Raw genomic sequence first — 23,090 nt, 5'->3', positions numbered from 1 at the left:
ATCAAGCCACTGGCGCCAAGGTAAACAACACCTGCCCCGTTTTCACCGTTTGCCCTTTTTCAATAGTAATCGCTTCAACCTTCATACGCTCAGGCGCAATAATTGGAATCTCAATCTTCATTGCTTCAATCACGGCGAGCGTTGCACCTTCTTCCACAATATCCCCCGACTGACATTCAATTTTCCAAATTGAACCCGGCATGTGTGACTCAACCGCACAGCCCCCTTCAGGTACTTCAACGCCTTCACCATCATCCACAGCATCAAGGCTTTCAGACACATATTCTGCAAGCCCTGCTTCATGCCAGCGACGGCGCTCTGCATCAAAGTTAGCTTGTTGCACCGCTTTAAAGGCAGCAATCGATTTCTGGTTTTCTGTTAAGAAGTCGTTGTATTCTTTCAGGTTAAGTACACCCTCTTCAATACGCAGTTTTAAACGACCTGCTTTAAAGTCCTCACGCATGTGCATCAGTTCAGCTTCGGAGACTTCATAAAACTTAATTTGATCAAAGAAGCGTAATAACCACGGCATACCCTGTTCAAAATCAGGGTTTTTACGGTAGCGTGACCACATTTGCGAGGTACGACCGACAAACTGATAACCGCCCGGGCCTTCCATGCCGTAGACACACATATACGCACCGCCAATACCCACAGCATTTTCAGGGGTCCATGTCCGTGCAGGGTTATATTTGGTGGTGACTAAACGTTGACGCGGATCAAGTGGCGTTGCCACAGGCGCACCCAAGTACACATCACCCAAACCCATCACCAAATAACTCGCGTTATAAACCACATCTTTCACGGCTTGTTTGTCTTTTAAACCATTAATACGACGGATAAATTCGATATTGTCCGGACACCATGGCGCGTCAGGACGTACGGTTTGCATATAGCGTTCTGTTGCCAATTGGGTTTGTGAATCTTCCCACGCTAGCGGTAAATACACGGTACGTGATGGCACTTGCATCTCGGTCACATCAGGGAGTTGTGCTTCACCGACTTGGAGCATACGCAATAAATCAATCTGATCGAGCAGAGTCGAGTCAAAATGAATTTGCAGTGAACGAATGCCCGGTGTCAGATCAATAATGCCTTGGATGTTTTGATCTTTGACCCATTGCATCAGCGCATGAATACGGAAACGTAGGTTTAAATCTAAAACTAACTCGCCATATTCCACCAACATATAGTTGTTACCGGCAGGACGATACACCACATCAGGCGTGCCATTTTGACCTTTTAGGGTATCTAAAATGGCAGATTTCAGTGTGCTGATTTCAGGATAGAACGATTCATCAAAGGTGACTGCTTGTGTATCTTGAGCAGTTAATTGCGCATGATATTTTTCATTCAGCAATTTGGCTTGATGGTAGCTCACAGGCACAAACTTCACTTTATCGCCTGCTTTCAGTTGACCGAGTTTCCACAGTTCAGAATTGATCACCACCGCAGGACACACGAAACCACCAAGGCTTGGACCATCTGGCCCCAAGATAATTGGCATATCACCGGTGAAGTCAATTGCACCAATTGCGTATGCATTGTCATGAATATTCGATGGATGTAGACCTGCTTCACCACCGTCCTGACGTGCCCATTCAGGTTTAGGTCCAATCAAACGAATCCCTGTACGGCTTGAGTTAAAGTGAATTTCAAACTCGTTGGCAAAGAAGTTATCAATATCGTTTTTGGTAAAGAAATCCGGTGCGCCATGTGGACCATACATTACCGCAATTTCCCAAGAATTGGAAAATGTCGGGATTTGATCTTGGTTTAATGCTTTTACTTCATCCGATGTAAATGCCGTGATTGGAAGCATATCGCCAATCAATAAATTACGCCCTGCATGACCGCCAAACTGACCTAAGGTAAAGGTTGCTTGTGAACCCAAATAGTCAGGCACATTGAGACCGCCTTTAATACCGATATAAGTACGGCAACCTGTGGCGATCTTGCCACATTTTAATACCTGACCTTTACGCACATTCACGGTCTGCCACATTGGTACAGCCACGCCATCCAAAGTCGATGGCATATCACCACCTGCAAGCACGATTTGGCTATCGCAATGGAATTTTAAACTAGGCCCTTGTAGCGTACATTCCAAACCTGCGGTATTCGGTGCATTGCCTAATAATTGGTTCGCAACATTTAAAGACAGTGGATCAATCGCACCTGATGGCGGAACACCAACATTCCAATAGCCCAAACGACCTGTGACATCTTGCACAGCAGTTTGAATGCCTGCTTGCAGGACTTCAATCTTTTGGGTTTTCCACTCAAAGGTATTTAAGAAGCGTGTGGTTTGCGTACCCGCTTTAAATACATCACAGTCGATAATGTTTTGTAGATATTCAAGGTTGGTTTCAATGCCTGCCACAGAAGTTTTGGCAAGTGTATCGGTCATGGCTTGAATGGCAGAATCACGATCATCCGCAGTCACAATAATTTTGGCAATCATTGGATCATAGAATGACGATACGTTGGAGCCTGTTTCTACCCACGTTTCATTACGGGCATTGGCATCAAACTCGACATGAGTCAGTAAACCTGCGCTTGGTTGGAAGTTTTTAATTGGGTCTTCAGCATATAACCGCACTTGAATAGAATGACCTTTAGAATCAAGCTGTGCTGTTGGTGGCGTCCAATCACCACTGCCTAAAGTCACCATCCATTCAACCAAGTCCACACCAAACACTTGTTCGGTGACACCATGTTCGACTTGTAGACGAGTATTCACTTCCAAGAAATAGAATTCTTGCGTGTCGGTATCCATCACAAATTCAACCGTACCTGCCGAGCGGTAGTTCACCGATTGCATCAGTTGGATCGCAACATTTTGAATATAGGCACGTTGTTCATCGTTTAAATGTGGTGCAGGTGTTTCCTCAATCACTTTTTGGTTACGACGTTGTACCGAACAATCACGCTCGCCTAAAGCCAAGACTAAACCGTGACCATCACCAAAAATTTGCACTTCAATATGACGGGCATTTTGCACGAACTTCTCTAAGTACAAACCTGCATCTTTAAAGTTGGCTTGCGCTAAATATGACACCGTTGCATAAGCATCTTTCAGCTCTTCAGCATTCCAGACCAAACGCATGCCGATGCCACCACCGCCTGCGGTACTTTTCAGCATCACAGGATAGCCAATACGTTCCGCTTCTAGCAGTGCTTCGGCTTCATCAGCCAACAATTGACTGCCCGGAAGTAATGGCACATTGGCTTGAATTGCCAATTCACGTGCGGTGTGTTTCAGACCAAAAGCTTTCATTTGTTCGGCATTTGGCCCTAAGAATACGATGCCTTGTGCTTCACACAGATTACAGAATTCGGCATTTTCAGAGAGGAAGCCATAGCCCGGGTGAATCGCTTCTGCACCGGTTTGTTTTGCGACTTCTAAGATTTTATCGACATTTAAATAGCTTTGGCTCGCAGGTGCATCACCAATGAAAACAGCTTCATCTGCTAAAGTCACATGTAATGAATCACGGTCGGCTTCTGAATAGACGGCAACCGATTGGATGCCTAATTTTTTAAGGGTACGAATAACACGACACGCAATTGCACCACGGTTGGCGATGAGAACTTTATTAAACATGGCTTATTCCTCGCCTTCACGGACAATCAGTTGAATTTTTGTTGGGTTATAGGCATTACACGGATTATTCAGTTGTGGGCAGTTTGAAATGAGGACAATCAAATCCATCTCCGCTTTAATCTCCACATATTTCCCCGGAGCAGAAATACCATCATCAAATTTCAAATGACCATCTGAAGTTACAGGTACATTCATAAAGAAATTAATATTTGGACCGATATGGCGCACATTCAAATCATGCTTTTTCGCAATCGGATGTTGTGACAATGCAATCATGAAATTGTTACGGCAACTGTGCATTGGGTATTTGTCATGGGCATAGCGCACTGTGTTACTTTCACATGAACATGCACCGCCTAAGGTGTCATGGCGACCGCAGTTATCATCGTTGATGGTGGCGATTTTATTGCCAAAATTGGTGTATAACGCTGTGCCTTTTTCTAAATATATTTGACGATTCATCGCCAAAGTATCGGTTGCGCTATAACGCTCTTCAGGGTTATGTGCGGAGATAAATAAGGTATCTACCGCCTGGTTGCCTTCTAGATCTACAATACGGAAATACTGTCCTTTTTTGACTTCGCACATCCACGCTTCACCGGCAGGACAAACTTCGCTGAGTACTGGTTTTTCATGATTTTGTGTTGGGTTTACGAGTGCAGTCATGATCATTCCCCTTAAGCAGTTAAAGCGTAGTAGCGGTTATTATTTTGGAATGCACGCTGATTTTGCGGGCATGAATCACGGCAGACATCTGTCTTGCCTAAAGGAAGTGCTTTAAAGAGTGATAGTTGAATATCAGCTGGTGCATATTCAGATGAGTTATCTAAGGCATGCGGTGCACTCGATAAAAACACCAGACAATCCATTTCAAAACGTAGTTCAATCACTTGATGAGTATTGTCAGATGCCACATAGCTGAGGTTGCCGTTATCATCAGGTTGAACTTTAGAAAACAGATTTAAAGTACTGCTGAGGTCAGTTGCCGATAATCCAAATTTGGTCATTTCCAGTAATAAACTGTCTTTGCCGTTGCGGTACATCTCATTACGGGCATCTTGAAACGTTTTTGAACCAAATTGTTTTTCGATTTGTTGTACGGTGCTCGGTGCACAAAAAGCATCATTCCAACCGTGATCATCTTTCACAATCGAGATCATGGCACGACCCAAATCAGAGGCTAAAATGTGCCCTATACTTAGAAATGCGGTATGTTGCCCTTTTAAGCTGTCTGGCATGTTATAGCGTTCAAGTTTATCTTCACTGTTGACGCAGTACAGTGCGACATTGGCATTTTTGCCTAAAGATTTCAGTTGTAAGACTGCGCCGCGCTGAATGCGTGCAGACCAGTGATGTCCACCCGGTAAACGTTCAGTCCATAGGACCTGATCTTCGTGATAAGTTATTGTGCTCATATGCATCTACCCTAATCTTTGACGGTTTACCTCCCGGGCTTTTATCCCTCCGTGTAGCGATCAGTGTTTCCTTTCGCCGTGAACTCTCGGTCTCAGACATACATGAAACTTCATGTATCGGAACCCTAGATCACTTTATGATGTGTTTGATAGATGCAAAGGCTGTGCCAATTTAGTAATACTGTTTTTCCATTTAGTAATACTTTTTGGGGTTTTAACTGATCAATTCAGGTGCAAGAATCTGTTATAGGCATCAAGATGCACCAAAACACAAAAATCCCAGCATAGGCCGGGATTTTAAAATTTATAGATGAGGGCTAAGTCCGGGTCTATAGCTGCAGGATTATTTACTTAAAATCTCATGCAATATATTGCGTAACCATTGATGACTGGTTTTATGATGACAGGACATGTGCCAATACTGCTTCACAGAATAGGTCGGGAATGCAATCGGCGCATTAAAAATCTTGAGATTGCCACGCGATAGTAATACTTCACTCAAATAATAAGGCACAGTCGCAATTGCATCGGTTTCCTGCACCACCAGTCCTACGCCTAAATAGCTTGGCAAGCGCATCAGAATGTCTCGCTTGAGTTCCAGATTCAGCAATTCGTTTTCAATATGGTAATGTCCCATCCCGGCATCAATATCAATATGCGTTTCACGCAAATACTCTTCAATAGTCAGGCTGTCGCCAACCAGCCGTGGATGGTCTTTGGCTGCAATCACTACATAATACTGTTCAAACAATTTCTGCTGATAGAAACCATTTTCCAGATTCGGCAAAAAACCTAAAGCCAGATCAATTTCTCCATTGGCCATTTGATAGCTGGTTTCTGAAGTAATTGGACGCACATTCAGACGAATATGCGAAGCGTGCTGTTTTAGATATTGTGAAATTTTTGGCAACAGGACCAGATGCGATACATCGGTCATTGCCAGAGTAAAACGCTGCTGGGACGTGGCCTGATCAAAATCAATAGTAAAATTATTGATGGTTTCGACTTTACTTAGCGCCTCACTGACCAAAGGAAATAGCTGCTTTGACAGATCCGTTGGCAGCATTTCATTGCCAATACGCAAAAATAAAGGATCATTATAATGCTGACGGATTTTATTGAGCAGGTTACTCACCGTCGGTTGGCTCATATCCAGATAATCGGCTGCATGGGAGACGTTCTTAAATTTGTAGACATAATAAAAGATGCTGAGCAATTTACAGTCAAGTTCAAACACAGAAACACATTTCCTTCAATTTTTTAATCATTTTGGCGGATCTATCATCCGCGCAATTTGATCTAGTGCCAATGTCCAAATATAACACTTTGTAACTATCTATATGATCATTCAGGATGTGTTTTGCAATAAAAATACTGTTTACCCGATCTGTAACTCTGTCAAATACCACTTCATGTAAAATGGATAACCCTTATCTTTTATTTCAGCTGAAACACTTAAGTCGCATGTTATATACTCAGCCGCACAGAATAGACTGTGGAAATTAAGGGAAAAGTGTCATGTTTCAGAACAAAAAATTGGTATGTTTTGACCTAGATGGCACCCTGATTGATTCAGTCGGTATCTGGAACCAAGTTGATGCAGCCCTGATTCATGAACTTTCCGGTATAAAAGCCAATTTAAAATTGATCCAGCAGCAGCGGGATCTACAGTTGACAGCCTTTCGACATTTGCCTGATCCTTATCTGGAATATTGTGGTTATTTAAAAGAACTATACGGTTTTGAACTAAACAAAGAAGACGTCAAAAACCGCCGTTACAGTATTTCACGACATTTTCTGGATCATGTGGTCGAATTAAAACCTCAGGCGGAACTTATAATCCAGGCCCTGAAAAAACAAGAGATTCCACTGGCCTTAACCACAACCACTAGTTTATTCAATGTGCAACGTTATCAGGACAATAATCAAAATATTAACGCTAAAATCAGCTTTGATGATGATTTTGCCTTAATCCTCACCCGCGAAAATGTCCAGAACATCAAGCCACATCCAGAAATTTATCTGAATGTTCTTGAGCATTTCAAAATTGAAGCCAAAGATTGCCTGATTATTGAAGATTCTTTAATTGGTGTAGAAGCTGCGAATAATGCAGGAATAGAGGTAGTGGCAATTTATGATCAGTATTCTGCTCATGAAATCGAGCTGATTAAAGCCAGAGCAAATTATTTTGTGCAGGATTTTACCGAATTATTAGGGCATATTGCTTAAATATCTATATAAATAAATGTCATGAATAATTCCATTTCATGACATTTATGTTGTTATTTCTAAACGGATTAGATTAGAGTATTATTTGGCTTTTTTATAGACTGAACCTGACCCTACAAGGTTGCCAGTTTTCTCATCAATTACAAAATCAACCATTCCTGCCCCTGCATTCAACTGAAGCATGCCATTTTCATTCACAGCCGCGGGCATCGGGTTCTTTTTCTCTGTTTTACCAGTTTCTTTATCTTTGATGGTATTAGTAATCAGATAATTTTCACCATTTTTAGCAATTACCAGGATATTTTCAAGTTTTGGATTTTCCAGAGTGTTCTTCCAGTTGCCCTGATAATCTGGAGCTGGCGCTTCAGTGGTGTTACAAGCGGTTAATAGCAATAATAAGGAGATTCCTGAAAAATATTTAAGATATTTCAAAACTAAGACCCTGAATGTTAAGACGCCGCCATTATAAAAAGAACCTTCCTAAAGTTTAGCGAGTTGTTGTAGACAAAGCGTTTCAGCCGTACCAAGTCTGTTTTGCATGAGTGTTTTTTTGAAAAGAATTCTTCACATTTTATCCATAAAATATGATGTATTACTTAATTATTCTAATGAATCAAATATTTTACAATACTTGAATTTGATAAGGTATTGGCATTTTTTAAGCTTATTGGAACTAATATTACTAGATCCAAGACAATCTACAACCAAGTTGATATGTATAAGAAGCTCAGATAAAAAAATCCTCAATAACCCATCCAAAGTTATTGAGGAGTACCAAACTGGTTAAGAAACATCAATATAATGCTGTTAAAGAAAAGTGATTAAAAGAACTTGGCTTTTACAGCATTCAATATAGATTTTGCGCTTTGCACTTTTTCTGCAATTTGTGCATGCCATTCGTTTGGTACAGAGCATTTTGCAACGCGAACCCAAACGGTCGAAAACTGCTTCATAAAACTGGCTTCGTTATAGTGGATACCATATTCAGCACATAATGCTTTGATTTTTGGTGCCACTTCTGAATAACGGTTCGCTGGCATGTCCGGGAATAAATGGTGCTCAATCTGATGGCTCAAGTTACCACTTAGAATATGTAGCCATTCGGTACCACTGAAATTACTCGAACCGCGGATCTGACGCAGATACCATTCCGCACGGGATTCATTTTCTGTATTGTCCATTTCAAAAGTTTCAGCATCTTCCGTGAAATGACCGTTAAAGATCACAGCTGAAGCCCACAGACTACGAATCACATTGGCCACTGCATTGCCAGTAAATACTGGAATGGCATTTGGGCCGGCAATAATCGGGAAGAATACATAATCTTTTAGTACCTGACGGCGCATCTTTTTACGTAGTGGCGCTGCTTCATCCCAAACCTGTTTCCAGGTTTTAGTTTTGTAGGCAATGAGATCTTCCAGATGCAGGCGCTGTAGACCCACGTACCATTCGAAGAACACCATTAACTGAATTGTTAGTGGAATATTAAACAGAAAACGGGGTTCCCATTTTTGCGATTCACTCACACGAATCAGGCCATAACCAACATCATGGTCCATACCGACAATATTGGTATAAGTATGATGAATATAGTTATGAGTATATTTCCAGTCATCACCGGTGGCGATGGTATCCCAGTCATAAGACGAACCATTCAGACTTGGATCATTCATCCAGTCAAACTGGCCATGCATCACGTTATGACCAAGTTCCATATTTTCTACGATTTTGGAAATACCCAATAAGCCTGTACCGAGTAGCCAGACTGGTGGCAACCAACCGGCTACCATCAGCATGCCCCGGGAAGCAATTTCGCTATAGCGGACAAAATTACGGATTTTATAGATGTATTCAGCATCTTTTTCACCTAAATCATCCATCACCTCACGGCGGATCGCATCCACCTTGGCACCAAATTCCTGAATCTGTTCAGGGCTTAAAAATTGGGTCTTACTGTGCCGCTTAAAATCAATTTGCATATTCATGGGAGTACCTTCTTATTTTTCTAGGGATTAAAGATTAATCACCACAGGACTAACGGCCTGGGAGATACACAATTTGATCGGGGTATTACTCTCGTGATCGATTTCACCAGTCAAGATATTTTTTACTGAGCCACTGACTTTGGTGCAAGAACAGGTATTACAAATTCCCATTCGGCAACCATGTGCAGGACGCAAACCTGCCTGTTCAGCACTTTCCAGAATGGTAGAGCTGGCCTGAAACTCCTGATGCGATCGCTGGAATTGCACAGGTTGTGCTTTAACTTTTTCATCCACCACGATCTGGAAGTATTCAGAATGGAAACTGGATTTCACGGAAAGCTTTTCAGCAATACGGTGTGCTGTTTTCATCATGGCCGCTGAACCACAGGCATAAATTTCACGTTGCTCAAAATCAGGCACCAGCTTGTTGAGTAACTGTAGGCTTAGATGCTGCTTATGCTCCACAGTATTAAAATGATGATATTTCAGATGTGGATGCATCAGTGCCAAGGTTTTAATTTCAGCATGAAACGCATCATCACGGGTGAAGTAGATCAGATCAATCGGATGCTGAAACTGCACTACGGCTTTTTGCAGTAAGGAGTAAATTGCAGTGATGCCGCTGCCTGAGGCCAGCATTAAAATGGGTTTAGGGGAATTCAGCAGGGTGAATTCGCCCTGTGTCTGTGAAAGCTCTACCACAGCACCCAGTTGTGAGGAGCTCAAGGCACGGGATACTTTACCCTGCTGTTTAACAGCGATAATTACATCACCATTTTTTAGCATTGTAACGACAGAATAATGACGCTGATGCAAAATACCATCCAGCCTTAAAGTCACAGCCACATTCTGTCCTGGTTGAAATTTTTTAGCCTGAAAGTTGAAATTTGGACGTAGCTGGATCTTATAAAAATCATTGCCAATAACCTGGATGCTGATCACTTCTGCCTTCACTTTTTTCAATGCCAAAGTTGGATGAACTTTTTCAGCAATGAAATCAATGAAGTCTTCTCGGATCCAGTGAGGCTTGTAGCTTTGCATACTTGTCATTTTTATTACCTCATACAGAAACAGAATTAATGTACATCTGTCTATTTATTATGTATTCAGAATATAGGCTTTTATGATTCGTTCCATGTCAATTCGGGTCAAATCATGTTTCTGTCGGTAGAATTCCTGTTTTTTGTCGGACAAAATGATGTGCTTTTGATTAAAGTTCGGTTTCGGCATGTAAATCGGAAAGGCATTTCATGCCAGTTCGACTATTTGGATCGAATATTTTTCTATGAGCTTTATGGCTATAAATATGCAAAAGGCTGACCACATTTCTGTAATCAGCCTTGTTATTTTGGAAGAGTTTATAGGTATTATTCTACAGCTGGGCTGAGCTCTGTCTGCTGATCCAGCAATACTGTTCCAAACTTTTCACGCAAGTCTTTTTTCAGCATCTTGCCAGTACCACTCAGTGGAATTGCATCGACAAAAATTACTTTGTCTGGCACCTGCCATTTCGCCACTTTGTCAGCAAAATAATCCAGCAATTCTGGCTCGGTGAGCTGACTGTCAGGTTTTTTAATCGCAATCAGGATTGGACGCTCATCCCATTTCGGATGCTGTGCAGCAATGACAGCTGCCATGGCTATTTGTGGATGACCCATGGCCAGATTTTCCAGTTCCACCGAGGAGATCCATTCTCCGCCCGATTTGATCAGATCCTTGGCACGATCACTGATTTTCATAAAGCCATCTTCATTTAAGGTGGCAATATCCCCCGTATCAAACCAGCCATCAGCAGTTAAAGAAGATTCTTCCTTGCCAAAATAGTTATTGATGATCCAGTGACCACGAATCTGCAGATTGCCTGTGGTTTCACCATCGCGAGTAATTTCATTCGATCCATTTTCTTCATCAGTCAAACGCAAGTCGACACCAAATGGTGGACGACCTTGAGAAAGACGAATTTCTAAACGCTCTTCTTCACTCAAATCCAGATGTTTGGCTTTAATCTGATTGGCTGCGCCAAGTGGACTGGTTTCTGTCATACCCCAGGCATGAATGGTTTCACAATCAAACTGTTCTTTAAATACTTTTAGCATTGAAGGCGGACATGCCGAACCGCCGACGACATTGCGTTTTAAGCTTTCTAACTTGGAACCCGACTGTTGCGCTGCTGCAATCAAACCTTGCCAGATCGTTGGTACACCTAGTGCAACTGATACTTTATAGCTGTCAATTAAATTGACTAAACTTGCGCCATCTAGCCCTGGGCCTGGCAATATCAAAGTACAGCCGACCATCGCTGCTGCATATGGTGTCCCCCAGGCATTGACATGGAACATCGGTACTACAGGCAGCATGATATCTCGTGCAGATACATTCAGTGAATCCGGCAAACTGATCGCAAAACTATGTAATGTCGTTGAACGGTGACTATATAAAACCCCTTTTGGATGACCTGTAGTTCCAGAGGTATAACACAGTGAGCTTGCTGCATTTTCATTGAGTACAGGCCAATCAAAATCATCAGATTGATCGGCAATCAGCTCATCATAGAATTTCACATCTGGAAGAGCTTCAAGGATGGCCTCATCTTTTGCATCCAGACAGATAAAGTGCTCCACCTTGCTTAACATCGGTTTGACGGCTTTAATTAATGGTACAAAGGTTTTATCAAACAGGATTACGCGGTCTGATGCATCATTAATAATAAATACCAACTGTTCCGGGAATAAACGTGGATTAATCGTGTGGCAAACAAATCCACTTCCAGAAATGGCATACCAGGATTCCAGATGACGATGGTTATTCCATGCAATGGTCGCGACACGGTCGCCATGTTGCAGTCCCAGCTGATTCAGCACATTGGCGAAACGTTTGGCATTGTTACGAATTTCGCCCCAGGTCGTATGGGTCATGCTGAGATCAGTATTTTTTGAAATTACCGCAGTATCGGCATGATAGCGTCCTGCATGTTCAATCATGCTGCTGATCAGTAAGGGCTGAAACATCATATTTCCAAGCATGTTGTGCTCCTTTATCCTTGTTATACGTCCATATTGTTGTCGAGATTTTTAAATATTTTTATTTAAGCATGATGCGCAGATTAGCAGACACTGCAAAATAAACGCATCACTTGCTTGAATCTAGCAAGGAAAAATATGAAAGCAAGTAGCAAAATGTGACAAAAACTACGGCGTCTATGAAAGTATCAAAAACTATCATTTTTTATAATGGAATAATTATATGAATAAACATCCCGGTCATTAAACCGGGATTCTTTATTATTTGAGTCCTGAGAAGAACAGGTTATCAGCGTTGACCACTAAAACCACCCCCAGACAAAACAACCCTGCATAAATAGCGAACCAAATAATCATCTTTTTGAAAGCTTCATCAGAAATACTGCTGTCTGCATATTTCGGTGCTTTTTTCTGTTCGTCTGGAGTCATATGCTCACCTGTCGCTGGATTTAGGGACTATCCTTATTTTCAGCCCGATTGCAAAAAATGAGTAGATACAAATACTGCCTAAAAAAATATAACAGATAAATCATAACTGCTCCAACTGTTATATTTAACCTGACTAAATATGCTATATATGCAGATAAACTTCCATTTTTTATTTTTCTTGATGTATGTATAAATTTGAGAAACTCGCACTCAGTATTCGCCATATGATTGAAGATGGCATCTGGAAAGCCCATAACAAACTCCCTTCATTGCGTGAGCAGTCCGAACTTTCCGGTTATAGCCTGATGACAGTGTTAAATGCCTATCAGGAACTTGAGGCACAAGGCTGGCTGTATGCCAAAGATAAATCCGGTTATTACATTGCTGAACGTGCTGATCTTGCAATAACTTCCATTAAAGAAACATTAGCAGCTCACGAGAAAATACAGATCAATTCGGTGGTATTTAACTATCTTAAAGATACTCAGGCAACAGATATGATCCCGTTGGGATCGGCATTCCCCAATCCTGAACTGCTATTTAATAGCAAATTTATGCAGTTATTATCCCAGCATTCCAAACGTAAAAACAGCTATCTGAATCATCCAAATATGCCACCGGGTAATCTGGAGCTGCGCCAGATCATTGCCGGACGTTATCAATTACAAGGTATATCATGCCATTCAGATGACATTGTCATTACGTCCGGTGCGCTAGATGCTCTAAATTTGTCTTTACAGGCACTCACCCAACCGGGTGATTATATTCTTTTACAGGAAACCGTATTTTATGGAGCCTGGCAAGCTGCTGAAAGACTGGGACTAAATGTCATTACTCTTCCTGATGATCTTGAACGTGGTTTTGATCTGAAAGCTTTTGAAAAAGTCCTGAAACAATATCCGATCAAAGTCTGCTGGCTGATGTTGAACGCACAGAACCCGATTGGCTATACAGTTTCTACAGAAATCAAAGAAAATATTGCACAGTGCTTAGCTCAGTATCAGGTGCATCTGATTGAAGATGACGTTTATCAGGAACTGAACTTTGGCAAGGAAAAACCAGTTCCAGTGAAATATTTCGACCAGCACAATCTGGTACTGCACTGTGGTTCATTTTCTAAAACGCTGGGCATGGGTGCACGGGTCGGCTGGGTCTTTGCAGGCCCATATTCCAATGCCATTCAACATCTACAGTTGATGAGTACTCTGAGTGTGAGTCCGCTTTTACAGAATACATTGGTAGATTTTGTTGCGCATCATCATTATGAAAAGCATTTGCGTAGTTTGCGCCGTCATTTAAATCAGAACAAAAAACGTTTTTATCAGGAACTCAAAGCCAGATTACCTGAAGACTGTAAGATTCACTATTATCCAACGGGCTATTTTTTGTGGGTAGAGCTGCCTGAAGATATGGATTCGCAGCAGCTCTATACAGATTTGCTTGAACAGAAGATTTCCATTGCACCGAGTCTGCTGTTCAGGCCTAAACATGCAGCACAGAACTTTATTCGATTAAATTGTTCTTTTGAATGGACAGATGAACTTGCTCAAGCTGTAGAACAGATCATCGATCAAATTGAACACAATAAAAAAGCGTAAACTGGGTTCACGCTTTTCAAAATATAATCTGAGAAGTATTAAAAGCTATAGATCGCAACGGCGTTAATCCGGTTATCTTCACCCTTAGTGCTACCATTCGTGGCTGCACCTAATGCTTCACGTTCACCATATACATATTCAAAACCAAAGCTGAGTGGCTTGGAAGGGTTATAAAATACATTGGCCCATGCCTGCCAAAGGTCCTTGTTAATTGCTGTTGGATTCGCGGTAGCAGTAACATATCCATTATCTTGCTCGAAATTCATATAACCATAGCCCAAGGTACCACGTAACTTGTCATTAAACTGCTGGGTTAAACCGACAGTAATCGAGTCGAACTCACTCTGTAAAAGATCCCCGTTCGTCGCTCTGACTACACCAGGATTAGCATAAGACACAAAGCTGCTATCCCCTTTGACATGATAATAGTCGGCTTTTAAAGTAATACTGGGTACGACTTCATATTTTGCACCAAGTCCTACACCCCATGCCATTTTTTCATCTCCATTGACACGCTTTTCATTCCCCATGGCACGGGCACTGACGGAAAGATTATCAGCAAACTTATGATTTAGACGTACTGTCAAAGCCGGTAAACGCTGTTTAATACCAATAATGGTTCCATCTTTTGGATCTTCTACTGCAAGGACCAGATTGGTAGCAGGACTAAAGGTACTGGTATGACGAACCTGAGGCGTACGCTTTACTGCACCACCTGCATAAGCTAAAGCATCTACAGTTTCTGGCATATAATCCGGTATAGCAAAGTTTGACCAGGTCTGACCAATCAGCCAGTTGGCATAACTCATATAAGCATGACGGATACGTAAATTATCCAGACTTGCGCCACCCAGGAAATCTACTTCAACTTTAGCACTCAGGGCTTTGTCCCCAGCACCTACAGGGGCTTTAAAGTCCATCCCTAGACGGGTTGCAGAAAGTGTTGATTTGAACTCATCACTGCGCTCGCCTACACCCTCAAGTGGAACAGCATTAATCTGGTTGTACATACGTGTAGCTGCACCGCCTTCAGCCTGATAAGAGGCATCGGCACGGACATTCCCGTAAAGATTGAATTCAGCACCACTAGCAAGTTTCATCACAGGTTTGGCTGCTGGTGCTATAGCTGCCGGTGTTGTTGCCTGTGCTGTATATGTAACTTGTCGAGACTGTTGCTGTTCAAGCATGGCACGCAAGGCTTTGACTTCCTGACGTAACTGCTCGATTTCATCCTGACTGGATTGAGCTGTGCTTTGCGCTATAGCTGACAGGCTGATACCGCCTATACTTATTGCCATCATGCTCATCAAAACTTTATGTTTGAAGGTTGAATTGTTGATTGATTGTTGATTAGTGAATTGCGACATGTTCATCCTAAACTCGCTTTTTTATTATGCAATTTAATTCCAGTAACCGGTCACCACCATTTATGATGGTGACCTATTCCATTGAAATATTTAACTTATTAACTGATATTTTCTTTATTAATTCGCTTCTTTGGCAAGTATGGCTTCGCCCGATTCAGAGGTTTCAAGGACTTCACCATCTACAGAAGCTTTCAGGTTCACCAGAAAAATGGCCAGCGCTGCAATCACGCCCGGAATCGCGATGGCAAAGAAGTTCATTTGGTGTGGTAGTTCCATTGTCAGCAATGCACCTGTCAAAACGGGCCCAACGATGGCACCAATACGACCAATTCCCGATGCCCAACCCATTCCGGTAGAACGCACAGTAGATGGGTAATATTGTGCAACAAAGGTATATAACAAGATCTGTGAACCGATCGTTGCAGCACCAGCGATTGCAATCAGGGTATAAAGTACAAACTGCGGGCTGTTAAAACCAAGCAGAATTAAGGCAGATGCGCCACACAGGAACATAATGGTCAGCACTTTTTTGATATGGAATTTATCAGCCAGATAACCCCCGCCAATTGCGCCAATCATGCCGCCAATATTCAAGGCGAACAGGAAGATCATACTAGCACCCAATGAGTAACCCGCCTGAATCATCAGCTTTGGTAACCAGCTTCCCAATGCATACACCATCAATAGACACATAAAGAAAGCAATCCAGAACATGAAGGTACTGAATGTACGACCTTTCTGAAATAATGCTTTTAATGGTGCTTCATCACCCTTTTTCACTTCATTCAGGACAAATTGAGAATTTTCTGTAATATCTTGAGCAGGTGAAATCTTTTTAATGATGTTTCGTGCTTCTACAGTCTGATTTTTGACGGTTAGATACATCAACGATTCAGGCAGGAATTTCCAGATTAACGGTAAAGCCAATAAAGGAACACCGGCAATATAGAACATGATCTGCCAGCCAAACTGTGGTACCAGCCATGCACCTAAAAGTGCAGACGTCATACCGCCAATCGCATAACCACTAAACATCAGGGCAACCAAAGTGCTACGGATACGTTTTGGCGCATATTCGGTCATTAGCGCTACAACGTTTGGCATAACTCCGCCAATGCCAAGACCAGCCAGAAAACGTAAAATTCCAAACTCTACCGGTGAGCTGGCGAATGGCCCCAGGAAGGTAAATCCGCTAAAAATTGCCACACAGAGCATAATCGTTTTCTTACGCCCGATTTTGTCGGACAGCGTGCCGAAACTCATGGCACCAAACATCATGCCGAACAAGGCAGTACTAGCTAACATCCCTGCCTGTACCGCTGTTAAAGACCATTCCTGCATTAATAATGGTAAGGCTACTCCATAAATCACCAGGTCATAGCCATCAAAAATAATAATGATCAAACACCAGATCAGAACACCCCAGTGAAATGGTGTAAATTTCGCTTCATCAATTAATGTATTGATATTGACTTTGGTTGCTTCCATCTTTGCCTCCTGCAAATGCAACGTTCCAATTAATGGAGCAACAATGCAGCATGGCTGGATAAATGTCCAAAACCGAATATATCTATATCTATACCTTCAAAGTTGTTTACAGGCAGAATCGACCTTCCAGGACCGATGTTTTCATCATAAATCGGGTTTGCTGGCTGAAATACCTGGTTTTTATATAGGTTTAGGGTATGAAAGAACCTAAAAGGTTGAATGTCAGAGCACTTTGATCAGCAATCAAACAAAATAGGTATAAAAGGAGGATTTAAAATTTTCTTCTATATCAAAATTTCCCGATTGCACTAAAGTCGTAGATCACTGCATACTTTTTTTAGAGGGTAAGGAGAAAATTCCGCCCAAGCCTTAAACTTAAGTCTAAGGCGCGGTATATTCAGGGATAAATTCATGTCTAAAAACTGTTTCTATCATATTTAATTGCTTCCAAATCATACACTTGGTAAATACAATCAAATAAGGACATGATATCTTCACTCTCGTCCATATTGCGCATAGTCAGAAAAACCGGGCTGACTGCGCTCTCGTCCAGAATCGGGATATAGTTAAGGTGAGCTAACTGAATCGAATGAGCACTTTCCGGTACAATACATACACCCTCACCCGCTGCGACCAGTCCCAGCGCCAGCTGGATTTCCCTTACAATTCGGACATGTTGTGGTTCCAGATTATATTCTGAAAATAATCCCTGTACCTGGGTGGCGAAACTTGGAGAGGTATGGTTAGGATAGAGAAATAATTTTTCATCAACAATATCAGCAAGATATATCCCTTTATTATGGGAAGATAAAGGATGGCTGGAATGTACACCGAGTACCAGACGTTCTTCACGCAACAGTACCCGCTTTAATGCCGGATCAGAAATACGTAAACGCCCAAAGCCAACATCTATACGCCCTTCTTTCAGTGCCTTAACCTGTTCCATGGTGGTCATTTCCACCAGTTCAATTTTCAGGTGTGGCTGTTGCTGCCTATATAAGTAGACAATGCGCGACAGCAATCCATAAAGCAGAGATCCAACAAAACCCATGGTAACCGTGCGTTCCACCATACCAATACGCCTGGTCATGGACTTCACTTCTTCAGCATTGGCCAGAATTTTTACCGCATGCTGGTAGAAAAAATAACCAGCCTGAGTGGTTTTAAGTGGTCGACTGCCACGCTCAAATAACGCAATACCAAGTTCTGCCTCAAGATTTTGAATCTGACGGCTTAATGGGGGCTGGGCAATAAAAAGTTTCTCTGCAGCTTTAGTAAAACTTTGCTCTTCAACTACTGCTACAAAATACCTTAAATGTCTGAGCTCCATAACGTGCATACCTTTTAAATATAATAAAATGCAAAAATGGTCTTCGACAGCCATTTATGATTCTTTTAAGGTATATCAAGTCAAAGCATTAAAGCAAGAATGTGAACCCGTATTATGTATAAGTCAGTTGAAACCTTGCTGGTAGAAATTCCAACCATTCGTCCTCACAAGATGGCAGTGGCGACGATGCAAACCCAGACCCTGGTATTGGTCAAAATCACCACTGAAGATGGTTACATCGGTTGGGGTGAAGCAACAACTATCGGTGGCTTAGGTTATGGTGATGAAAGCCCTGAAAGTGTCAAAGTAAATATTGATACTTATTTTGTACCGCTTTTAAAAACATTATCAGGCTTAAATGTTGCACAGACATTACAAGCAATCAAAAAAAATATTAATGGCAACCGTTTTGCGAAATGTGCCATTCAAACTGCCCTGCTGGATATTCAGGCGCAGCGTTTAGGTTTACCACTTTCTGAACTTCTAGGCGGTCGTTTACGTGATGGCGTACCGGTCCTCTGGGTACTGGCTTCTGGGGATACTGAAAAAGACATTGCTGAAGCACAAAAGATGCTGGCTGCAAAACGCCATAACTTCTTCAAGCTAAAAATCGGTTCACGTCCAGTAGAAGCAGATGTTGAACATGTTCTGGCAATTAAAAAAGCCTTAGGCAATGACGTTTCTATTCGTGTCGATGTGAACCGTGCCTGGTCAGAGCTAGATGCGATTAAGGGCATTACTCTACTACAGGAAGGTGGCGTTGACCTGATTGAACAGCCTTGTGCTATTGACAATATTGATGCCATGCAACGTCTGACCCGTCGCTTTGATATTGCCATTATGGCCGATGAATCACTGATGGGGCCAAGCACTGCCTATAAGCTGGCTCGTACTAATGCAGCTTCTGTATTTGCAGTTAAAGTGGCGCAATCAGGTGGTTTGCTGGAAGGCCGTGATGTCGCAACAGTAGCTAACCTTGCAGGGATTGACCTGTATGGTGGCACCATGCTGGAAGGTTCAGTAGGAACAATTGCATCCGCTCACCTGTTCTCGACCTTTGAGAATCTGGCCTATGGTACTGAACTATTCGGCCCGCTACTGCTGACAGAAGAAATTCTGAAAACACCACTGCAATATCAGAATTTTGAGCTGCATCTACCGCAAGGTGCCGGTCTGGGCATTCAGCTGGATGAAGACAAGATCGACAATTTACGCCGTAAATAAGCAATTAGATTGAGGAGTGAGACATGCTGTTTCATGTACGTATGGATGTAAATATCCCGCTGGATATGCCTGCCGAGAAAGCCAACGAAATCAAGGCTGTTGAAAAAGCCTATTCACAGGATTTACAGCGCCAAGGTAAATGGCGCCATATCTGGCGCATCACAGGCCAGTATTCAAACATCAGTATTTTTGATGTGGAAAGTAACGAAGAGCTGCACAACATTTTGCAGGGCTTACCACTGTATCCATATATGGATATCGAAATCATGGCACTAAACCGCCACCCTTCTTCAATCCGGGAAGATGACACCTGATCACAATGACCGAGACCTGGAACATGCCAGGTCGGTCAAATCTGAACACATCCGATGAGGGTATTCAGAGGGTAATTAACAAAGGACTGTGGCAGCCAAGTTTCAGCCATAAGGATTGAAACAACAGCCACCAATAAACAGACATACTTAAGGAGCAATAGTATGAACCGTCAACAAATTGATGCATTAGTTAAACAAATGAACGTGGATACAGCCACAGGTCCTGTAGACGAGCGTGTCCAGCAAATCGTTGTGCGCCTGCTAGGTGACCTTTTCCAGGCGATCGAAGATCTTGATATTTCTCAGTCAGAACTGTGGAAAGGTCTGGAATACTTTACCGATGCCGGTCAAGCTAATGAATTGGGCCTACTGGCTGCAGGCTTGGGTCTGGAACACTACTTAGACTTACGTGCTGATGAAGCAGATGCCAAAGCAGGTATTACTGGCGGTACGCCACGTACGATTGAAGGTCCGTTATATGTGGCGGGTGCTCCTGAATCTGTCGGCTTTGCCCGTATGGATGATGGCTCTGAAGAAGGCAAAATTCCGACACTGATCATTGAAGGTACAGTTAAAGATACTGACGGCAATATCATTGAAGGTGCCAAAGTTGAAGTTTGGCATGCCAACAGTCTGGGTAACTACTCATTCTTTGACAAGTCACAGTCTGACTTTAACCTACGCCGTTCTATTTTCAGCGACCAGGATGGTAAATATGTGGCTTTAACCACTATGCCAGTAGGTTATGGCTGTCCTCCAGAAGGCACGACTCAATTCGTACTGGACAAATTAGGCCGTCACGGTAACCGTCCATCACACGTGCATTACTTCGTTTCTGCACCGGGTTACCGCAAGCTGACAACTCAGTTCAACATCGAAGGCGACCAGTACCTGTGGGATGACTTTGCATTCGCTACTCGTGAAGGCCTGGTTGCAACTGCGGTTGATGTAACTGATGAAGCTGAAATTGCAAAACGTGGTTTGAAAGGTCCTTTCAAACATATTCAATTTGATATTGAACTTGTGAAAGAAAAAGCAGACGCACCTTCTACTGAAGTTGATCGTCGCCGCGCAAGCGCTTAATGCAAAATGGATTCGGGGTGTAATCATTAGATTCATCCCGATGACTTCCCCTCCTTGGAAAGTCGGAGAACGGACATGCCTCGTATTCCTGTAATTAACACCAGTCATCTTGATCGTATTGATGAGCTTCTAGTTGACGATTTTGAATCTGGTGAATTTAAACTTCACCGGTCTGTATTCACAGACCAAGCTCTGTTTGACCTGGAGATGAAATACATCTTTGAAGGCAACTGGGTTTATCTTGCACATGAAAGCCAGATTCCAAACAATAACGACTTCTATACTACCTATATTGGTCGTCAGCCGATCATCATTGCACGTAACCGTCAAGGTGAACTGAATGCCATGATCAATGCCTGTTCGCATCGCGGTGCACAATTGTGCCGTAACAAGAAAGGCAATAAAGCAACTTATACTTGCCCATTCCATGGCTGGACATTTAATAACTCAGGTAAGTTATTAAAAGTCAAAGATCCGGCTGAAGCGGGTTATTCAGACTGCTTTAACAAAGACGGTTCACATGACCTGAAAAAGGTTGCCCGTTTTGAAAACTATAAAGGTTTCCTGTTCGGCAGCTTGAATCCGGATGTTCCTTCTCTGGAAGAATACCTGGGCGAAGCGACCAAAATCATTGACATGATCGTGGGTCAGTCTGAGCAAGGCCTGGAAGTTTTACGTGGTTCTTCGACTTATACCTATGAAGGTAACTGGAAGTTGACTGCTGAAAACGGTGCCGATGGTTATCACGTGTCTGCAGTACACTGGAACTATGCTGCAACGACTCAGCAACGTAAAGAAAAAGAAGCTGGCGATAACATCCGTGCTATGAGCGCAGGTTCATGGGGCAAGCAAGGCGGTGGTTCTTACGGCTTTGAACACGGTCATATGCTGCTTTGGACGCAATGGGCTAACCCGGAAGACCGTCCTAACTTTGCCAAGAAAGATGAATACACTGCGCAATATGGCGAAGCTATGGCGAAGTGGATGATCGAACGTTCACGTAACTTGTGTATCTATCCAAACGTTTACTTCATGGATCAGTTCGGTTCACAAATCCGTGTCTTACGCCCGATTTCTGTCGATAAGACTGAAGTGACGATTTACTGTATCGCGCCTGTAGGCGAAGAGCCTGAAGCACGTACTCGTCGTATCCGTCAGTATGAAGATTTCTTTAATGCTTCAGGTATGGCGACACCAGACGATCTTGAAGAATTCCGTGCCTGTCAGGCCGGTTATGCTGGGATCGCGCTGGAATGGAATGATATGTGCCGTGGTTCTAAGCACTGGATTCAAGGGCCAGATGATGCAGCCAATGAAATTGGCCTGAAACCAAAACTGTCTGGCATTAAAACTGAAGATGAAGGCCTGTACCTGGCTCAGCACCAGTACTGGCTAGAACTGATCAAAAAAGGCATTGCGACTGAAAAAGAAATTGCTGCAAGCACTGAAGGAGAAACCGCATGAGCGACATCACTTTAGAAAATATTGCACAGTTCCTGTATCAGGAAGCCCGCTTTTTAGATGATGAGCAATGGGATGACTGGTTACAGTGCTACGCCCCTACTGCTTCTTTCTGGATGCCAGCCTGGGATGATGATGACCGTCTGACTGAAGATCCACAGTCTGAAATCTCACTGATCTACTATCCAGATCGTCAAGGTTTAGAAGACCGTGTATTCCGGATCAAGACGGAACGTTCATCTGCCACCATGCCGGATACCCGTACCAGCCACAACATCTGCAATATTGAAATTGTGGAACGTGATGGCGACAAGGTCACTGTACGTTTTAACTGGAATACCCTGAGTTTCCGCTACAAAACCAGTTACAGCTACTTCGGTATGTCTCGTTATGTAATCAATTTTTCAGGCGAAAAACCACAGATTTTAAGCAAATACGTGGTGCTGAAAAACGATTACATCAACCAGGTTATCGACATCTATCACCTTTAAGACTGTTTTTATTACAGCCAGGTAAAACCTTTCAGCCAGATGGAAAATT

Annotated in this window: 19 protein-coding genes and 1 riboswitch; of the genes, 7 read left to right on the top strand and 12 right to left on the bottom strand. The window is 42.6% G+C overall.

Going from position 1 to position 23,090, the window contains the following annotated elements; translation table 11 throughout:
- Window position 1: 1 nt before the first annotated feature.
- The 4 genes from uca to ACTJIX_RS05045 form a co-directional block, all read right to left on the bottom strand.
- A complete protein-coding gene (gene uca / locus ACTJIX_RS05060; protein WP_334136281.1) occupies window positions 2-3,607 on the bottom strand; it encodes an urea carboxylase in 3,606 nt (1,201 codons plus the stop codon).
- 3 nt (window positions 3,608-3,610) lie between these two features.
- Window positions 3,611-4,273 (bottom strand): urea amidolyase associated protein UAAP2, encoded by a 663-nt coding sequence (locus tag ACTJIX_RS05055; RefSeq protein WP_005025112.1) that lies wholly within the window; start codon window positions 4,271-4,273, stop codon window positions 3,611-3,613.
- Window positions 4,274-4,284: 11 nt separating this feature from the next.
- Window positions 4,285-5,022 carry an urea amidolyase associated protein UAAP1 gene (locus ACTJIX_RS05050; RefSeq protein WP_334136280.1) on the bottom strand — a complete coding sequence of 246 codons (738 nt, stop codon included), beginning with the start codon at window positions 5,020-5,022 and terminating at the stop codon, window positions 4,285-4,287.
- A gap of 28 nt (window positions 5,023-5,050) precedes the next feature.
- Window positions 5,051-5,162: riboswitch (guanidine-I (ykkC/yxkD leader) on the bottom strand.
- Window positions 5,163-5,365: 203 nt separating this feature from the next.
- A complete protein-coding gene (locus ACTJIX_RS05045) occupies window positions 5,366-6,259 on the bottom strand; it encodes a LysR family transcriptional regulator (RefSeq protein WP_004809417.1) in 894 nt (297 codons plus the stop codon).
- Window positions 6,260-6,540: 281 nt separating this feature from the next.
- Between ACTJIX_RS05045 and ACTJIX_RS05040 the strand changes: the two genes are divergently transcribed.
- Window positions 6,541-7,251 (top strand): HAD family hydrolase, encoded by a 711-nt coding sequence (locus ACTJIX_RS05040; RefSeq protein WP_334136279.1) that lies wholly within the window; start codon window positions 6,541-6,543, stop codon window positions 7,249-7,251.
- A gap of 81 nt (window positions 7,252-7,332) precedes the next feature.
- Here ACTJIX_RS05040 and ACTJIX_RS05035 read toward each other — a convergent pair whose 3' ends face one another.
- The 5 genes from ACTJIX_RS05035 to ACTJIX_RS05015 all read right to left on the bottom strand — a co-directional run bounded on the left by ACTJIX_RS05035 (window position 7,333) and on the right by ACTJIX_RS05015 (window position 12,685).
- Window positions 7,333-7,683 (bottom strand): hypothetical protein, encoded by a 351-nt coding sequence (locus tag ACTJIX_RS05035; protein ID WP_034434013.1) that lies wholly within the window; start codon window positions 7,681-7,683, stop codon window positions 7,333-7,335.
- A gap of 389 nt (window positions 7,684-8,072) precedes the next feature.
- Window positions 8,073-9,236, bottom strand: a complete 1,164-nt coding sequence (locus ACTJIX_RS05030; RefSeq protein WP_334136278.1) for a fatty acid desaturase family protein — start codon at window positions 9,234-9,236, stop codon at window positions 8,073-8,075.
- Between the two features lie 27 nt (window positions 9,237-9,263).
- The gene (locus ACTJIX_RS05025) at window positions 9,264-10,286 is read right to left on the bottom strand and encodes a flavin reductase family protein (RefSeq protein ID WP_005222217.1); all 1,023 of its coding nucleotides are present in this window, start codon (window positions 10,284-10,286) and stop codon (window positions 9,264-9,266) included.
- A 317-nt stretch (window positions 10,287-10,603) separates the two neighbouring features.
- A complete protein-coding gene (locus ACTJIX_RS05020) occupies window positions 10,604-12,259 on the bottom strand; it encodes a long-chain-fatty-acid--CoA ligase (RefSeq protein ID WP_005222219.1) in 1,656 nt (551 codons plus the stop codon).
- A gap of 258 nt (window positions 12,260-12,517) precedes the next feature.
- Window positions 12,518-12,685, bottom strand: coding sequence for a hypothetical protein (locus ACTJIX_RS05015; RefSeq protein WP_004894933.1), 168 nt, complete (start codon window positions 12,683-12,685; stop codon window positions 12,518-12,520).
- Window positions 12,686-12,870: 185 nt separating this feature from the next.
- On the opposite strand from ACTJIX_RS05015, the gene ACTJIX_RS05010 reads away from it, so the two are divergent.
- On the top strand, window positions 12,871-14,283 hold the full coding sequence (locus ACTJIX_RS05010) for an aminotransferase-like domain-containing protein (protein ID WP_005222221.1): 1,413 nt from the start codon (window positions 12,871-12,873) through the stop codon (window positions 14,281-14,283).
- A 38-nt stretch (window positions 14,284-14,321) separates the two neighbouring features.
- On the opposite strand, the gene ACTJIX_RS05005 is transcribed toward ACTJIX_RS05010, so the two are convergent.
- The 3 genes from ACTJIX_RS05005 to ACTJIX_RS04995 form a co-directional block, all read right to left on the bottom strand.
- A complete protein-coding gene (locus ACTJIX_RS05005; RefSeq protein ID WP_171056680.1) occupies window positions 14,322-15,656 on the bottom strand; it encodes a DcaP family trimeric outer membrane transporter in 1,335 nt (444 codons plus the stop codon).
- Between the two features lie 111 nt (window positions 15,657-15,767).
- The gene (locus ACTJIX_RS05000; protein WP_005222225.1) at window positions 15,768-17,138 is read right to left on the bottom strand and encodes an MFS transporter; all 1,371 of its coding nucleotides are present in this window, start codon (window positions 17,136-17,138) and stop codon (window positions 15,768-15,770) included.
- Window positions 17,139-17,553: 415 nt separating this feature from the next.
- Window positions 17,554-18,468 (bottom strand): LysR family transcriptional regulator, encoded by a 915-nt coding sequence (locus tag ACTJIX_RS04995; RefSeq protein ID WP_005222226.1) that lies wholly within the window; start codon window positions 18,466-18,468, stop codon window positions 17,554-17,556.
- Window positions 18,469-18,582: 114 nt separating this feature from the next.
- On the opposite strand from ACTJIX_RS04995, the gene ACTJIX_RS04990 reads away from it, so the two are divergent.
- From ACTJIX_RS04990 to benB, 5 genes are all read left to right on the top strand, one after another.
- Complete coding sequence (locus ACTJIX_RS04990) at window positions 18,583-19,692, top strand: muconate/chloromuconate family cycloisomerase (RefSeq protein WP_005222227.1); 1,110 nt, start codon at window positions 18,583-18,585, stop codon at window positions 19,690-19,692.
- 23 nt (window positions 19,693-19,715) lie between these two features.
- Window positions 19,716-20,006 (top strand): muconolactone Delta-isomerase, encoded by a 291-nt coding sequence (catC, locus tag ACTJIX_RS04985; protein WP_004809440.1) that lies wholly within the window; start codon window positions 19,716-19,718, stop codon window positions 20,004-20,006.
- A 162-nt stretch (window positions 20,007-20,168) separates the two neighbouring features.
- Window positions 20,169-21,089, top strand: a complete 921-nt coding sequence (gene catA, locus ACTJIX_RS04980) for a catechol 1,2-dioxygenase (protein ID WP_004894948.1) — start codon at window positions 20,169-20,171, stop codon at window positions 21,087-21,089.
- 75 nt (window positions 21,090-21,164) lie between these two features.
- Window positions 21,165-22,553: a benzoate 1,2-dioxygenase large subunit gene (gene benA, locus ACTJIX_RS04975; RefSeq protein WP_440611236.1), complete on the top strand. Its 1,389-nt coding sequence runs from the start codon at window positions 21,165-21,167 to the stop codon at window positions 22,551-22,553.
- The gene (gene benB, locus ACTJIX_RS04970; protein ID WP_179992594.1) at window positions 22,550-23,041 is read left to right on the top strand and encodes a benzoate 1,2-dioxygenase small subunit; all 492 of its coding nucleotides are present in this window, start codon (window positions 22,550-22,552) and stop codon (window positions 23,039-23,041) included. The genes benA and benB overlap by 4 nt, the downstream gene beginning before the upstream one ends.
- The last annotated feature ends 49 nt before the right edge of the window (window positions 23,042-23,090 follow it).

This window comes from Acinetobacter sp. 22323 (genome assembly GCF_052044895.1).
In the GTDB taxonomy this organism is placed as follows: domain Bacteria; phylum Pseudomonadota; class Gammaproteobacteria; order Pseudomonadales; family Moraxellaceae; genus Acinetobacter; species Acinetobacter schindleri.
Note: the sequence above shows the minus strand (reverse complement) of the source record. Positions and strands in the feature narration are given on the sequence as shown.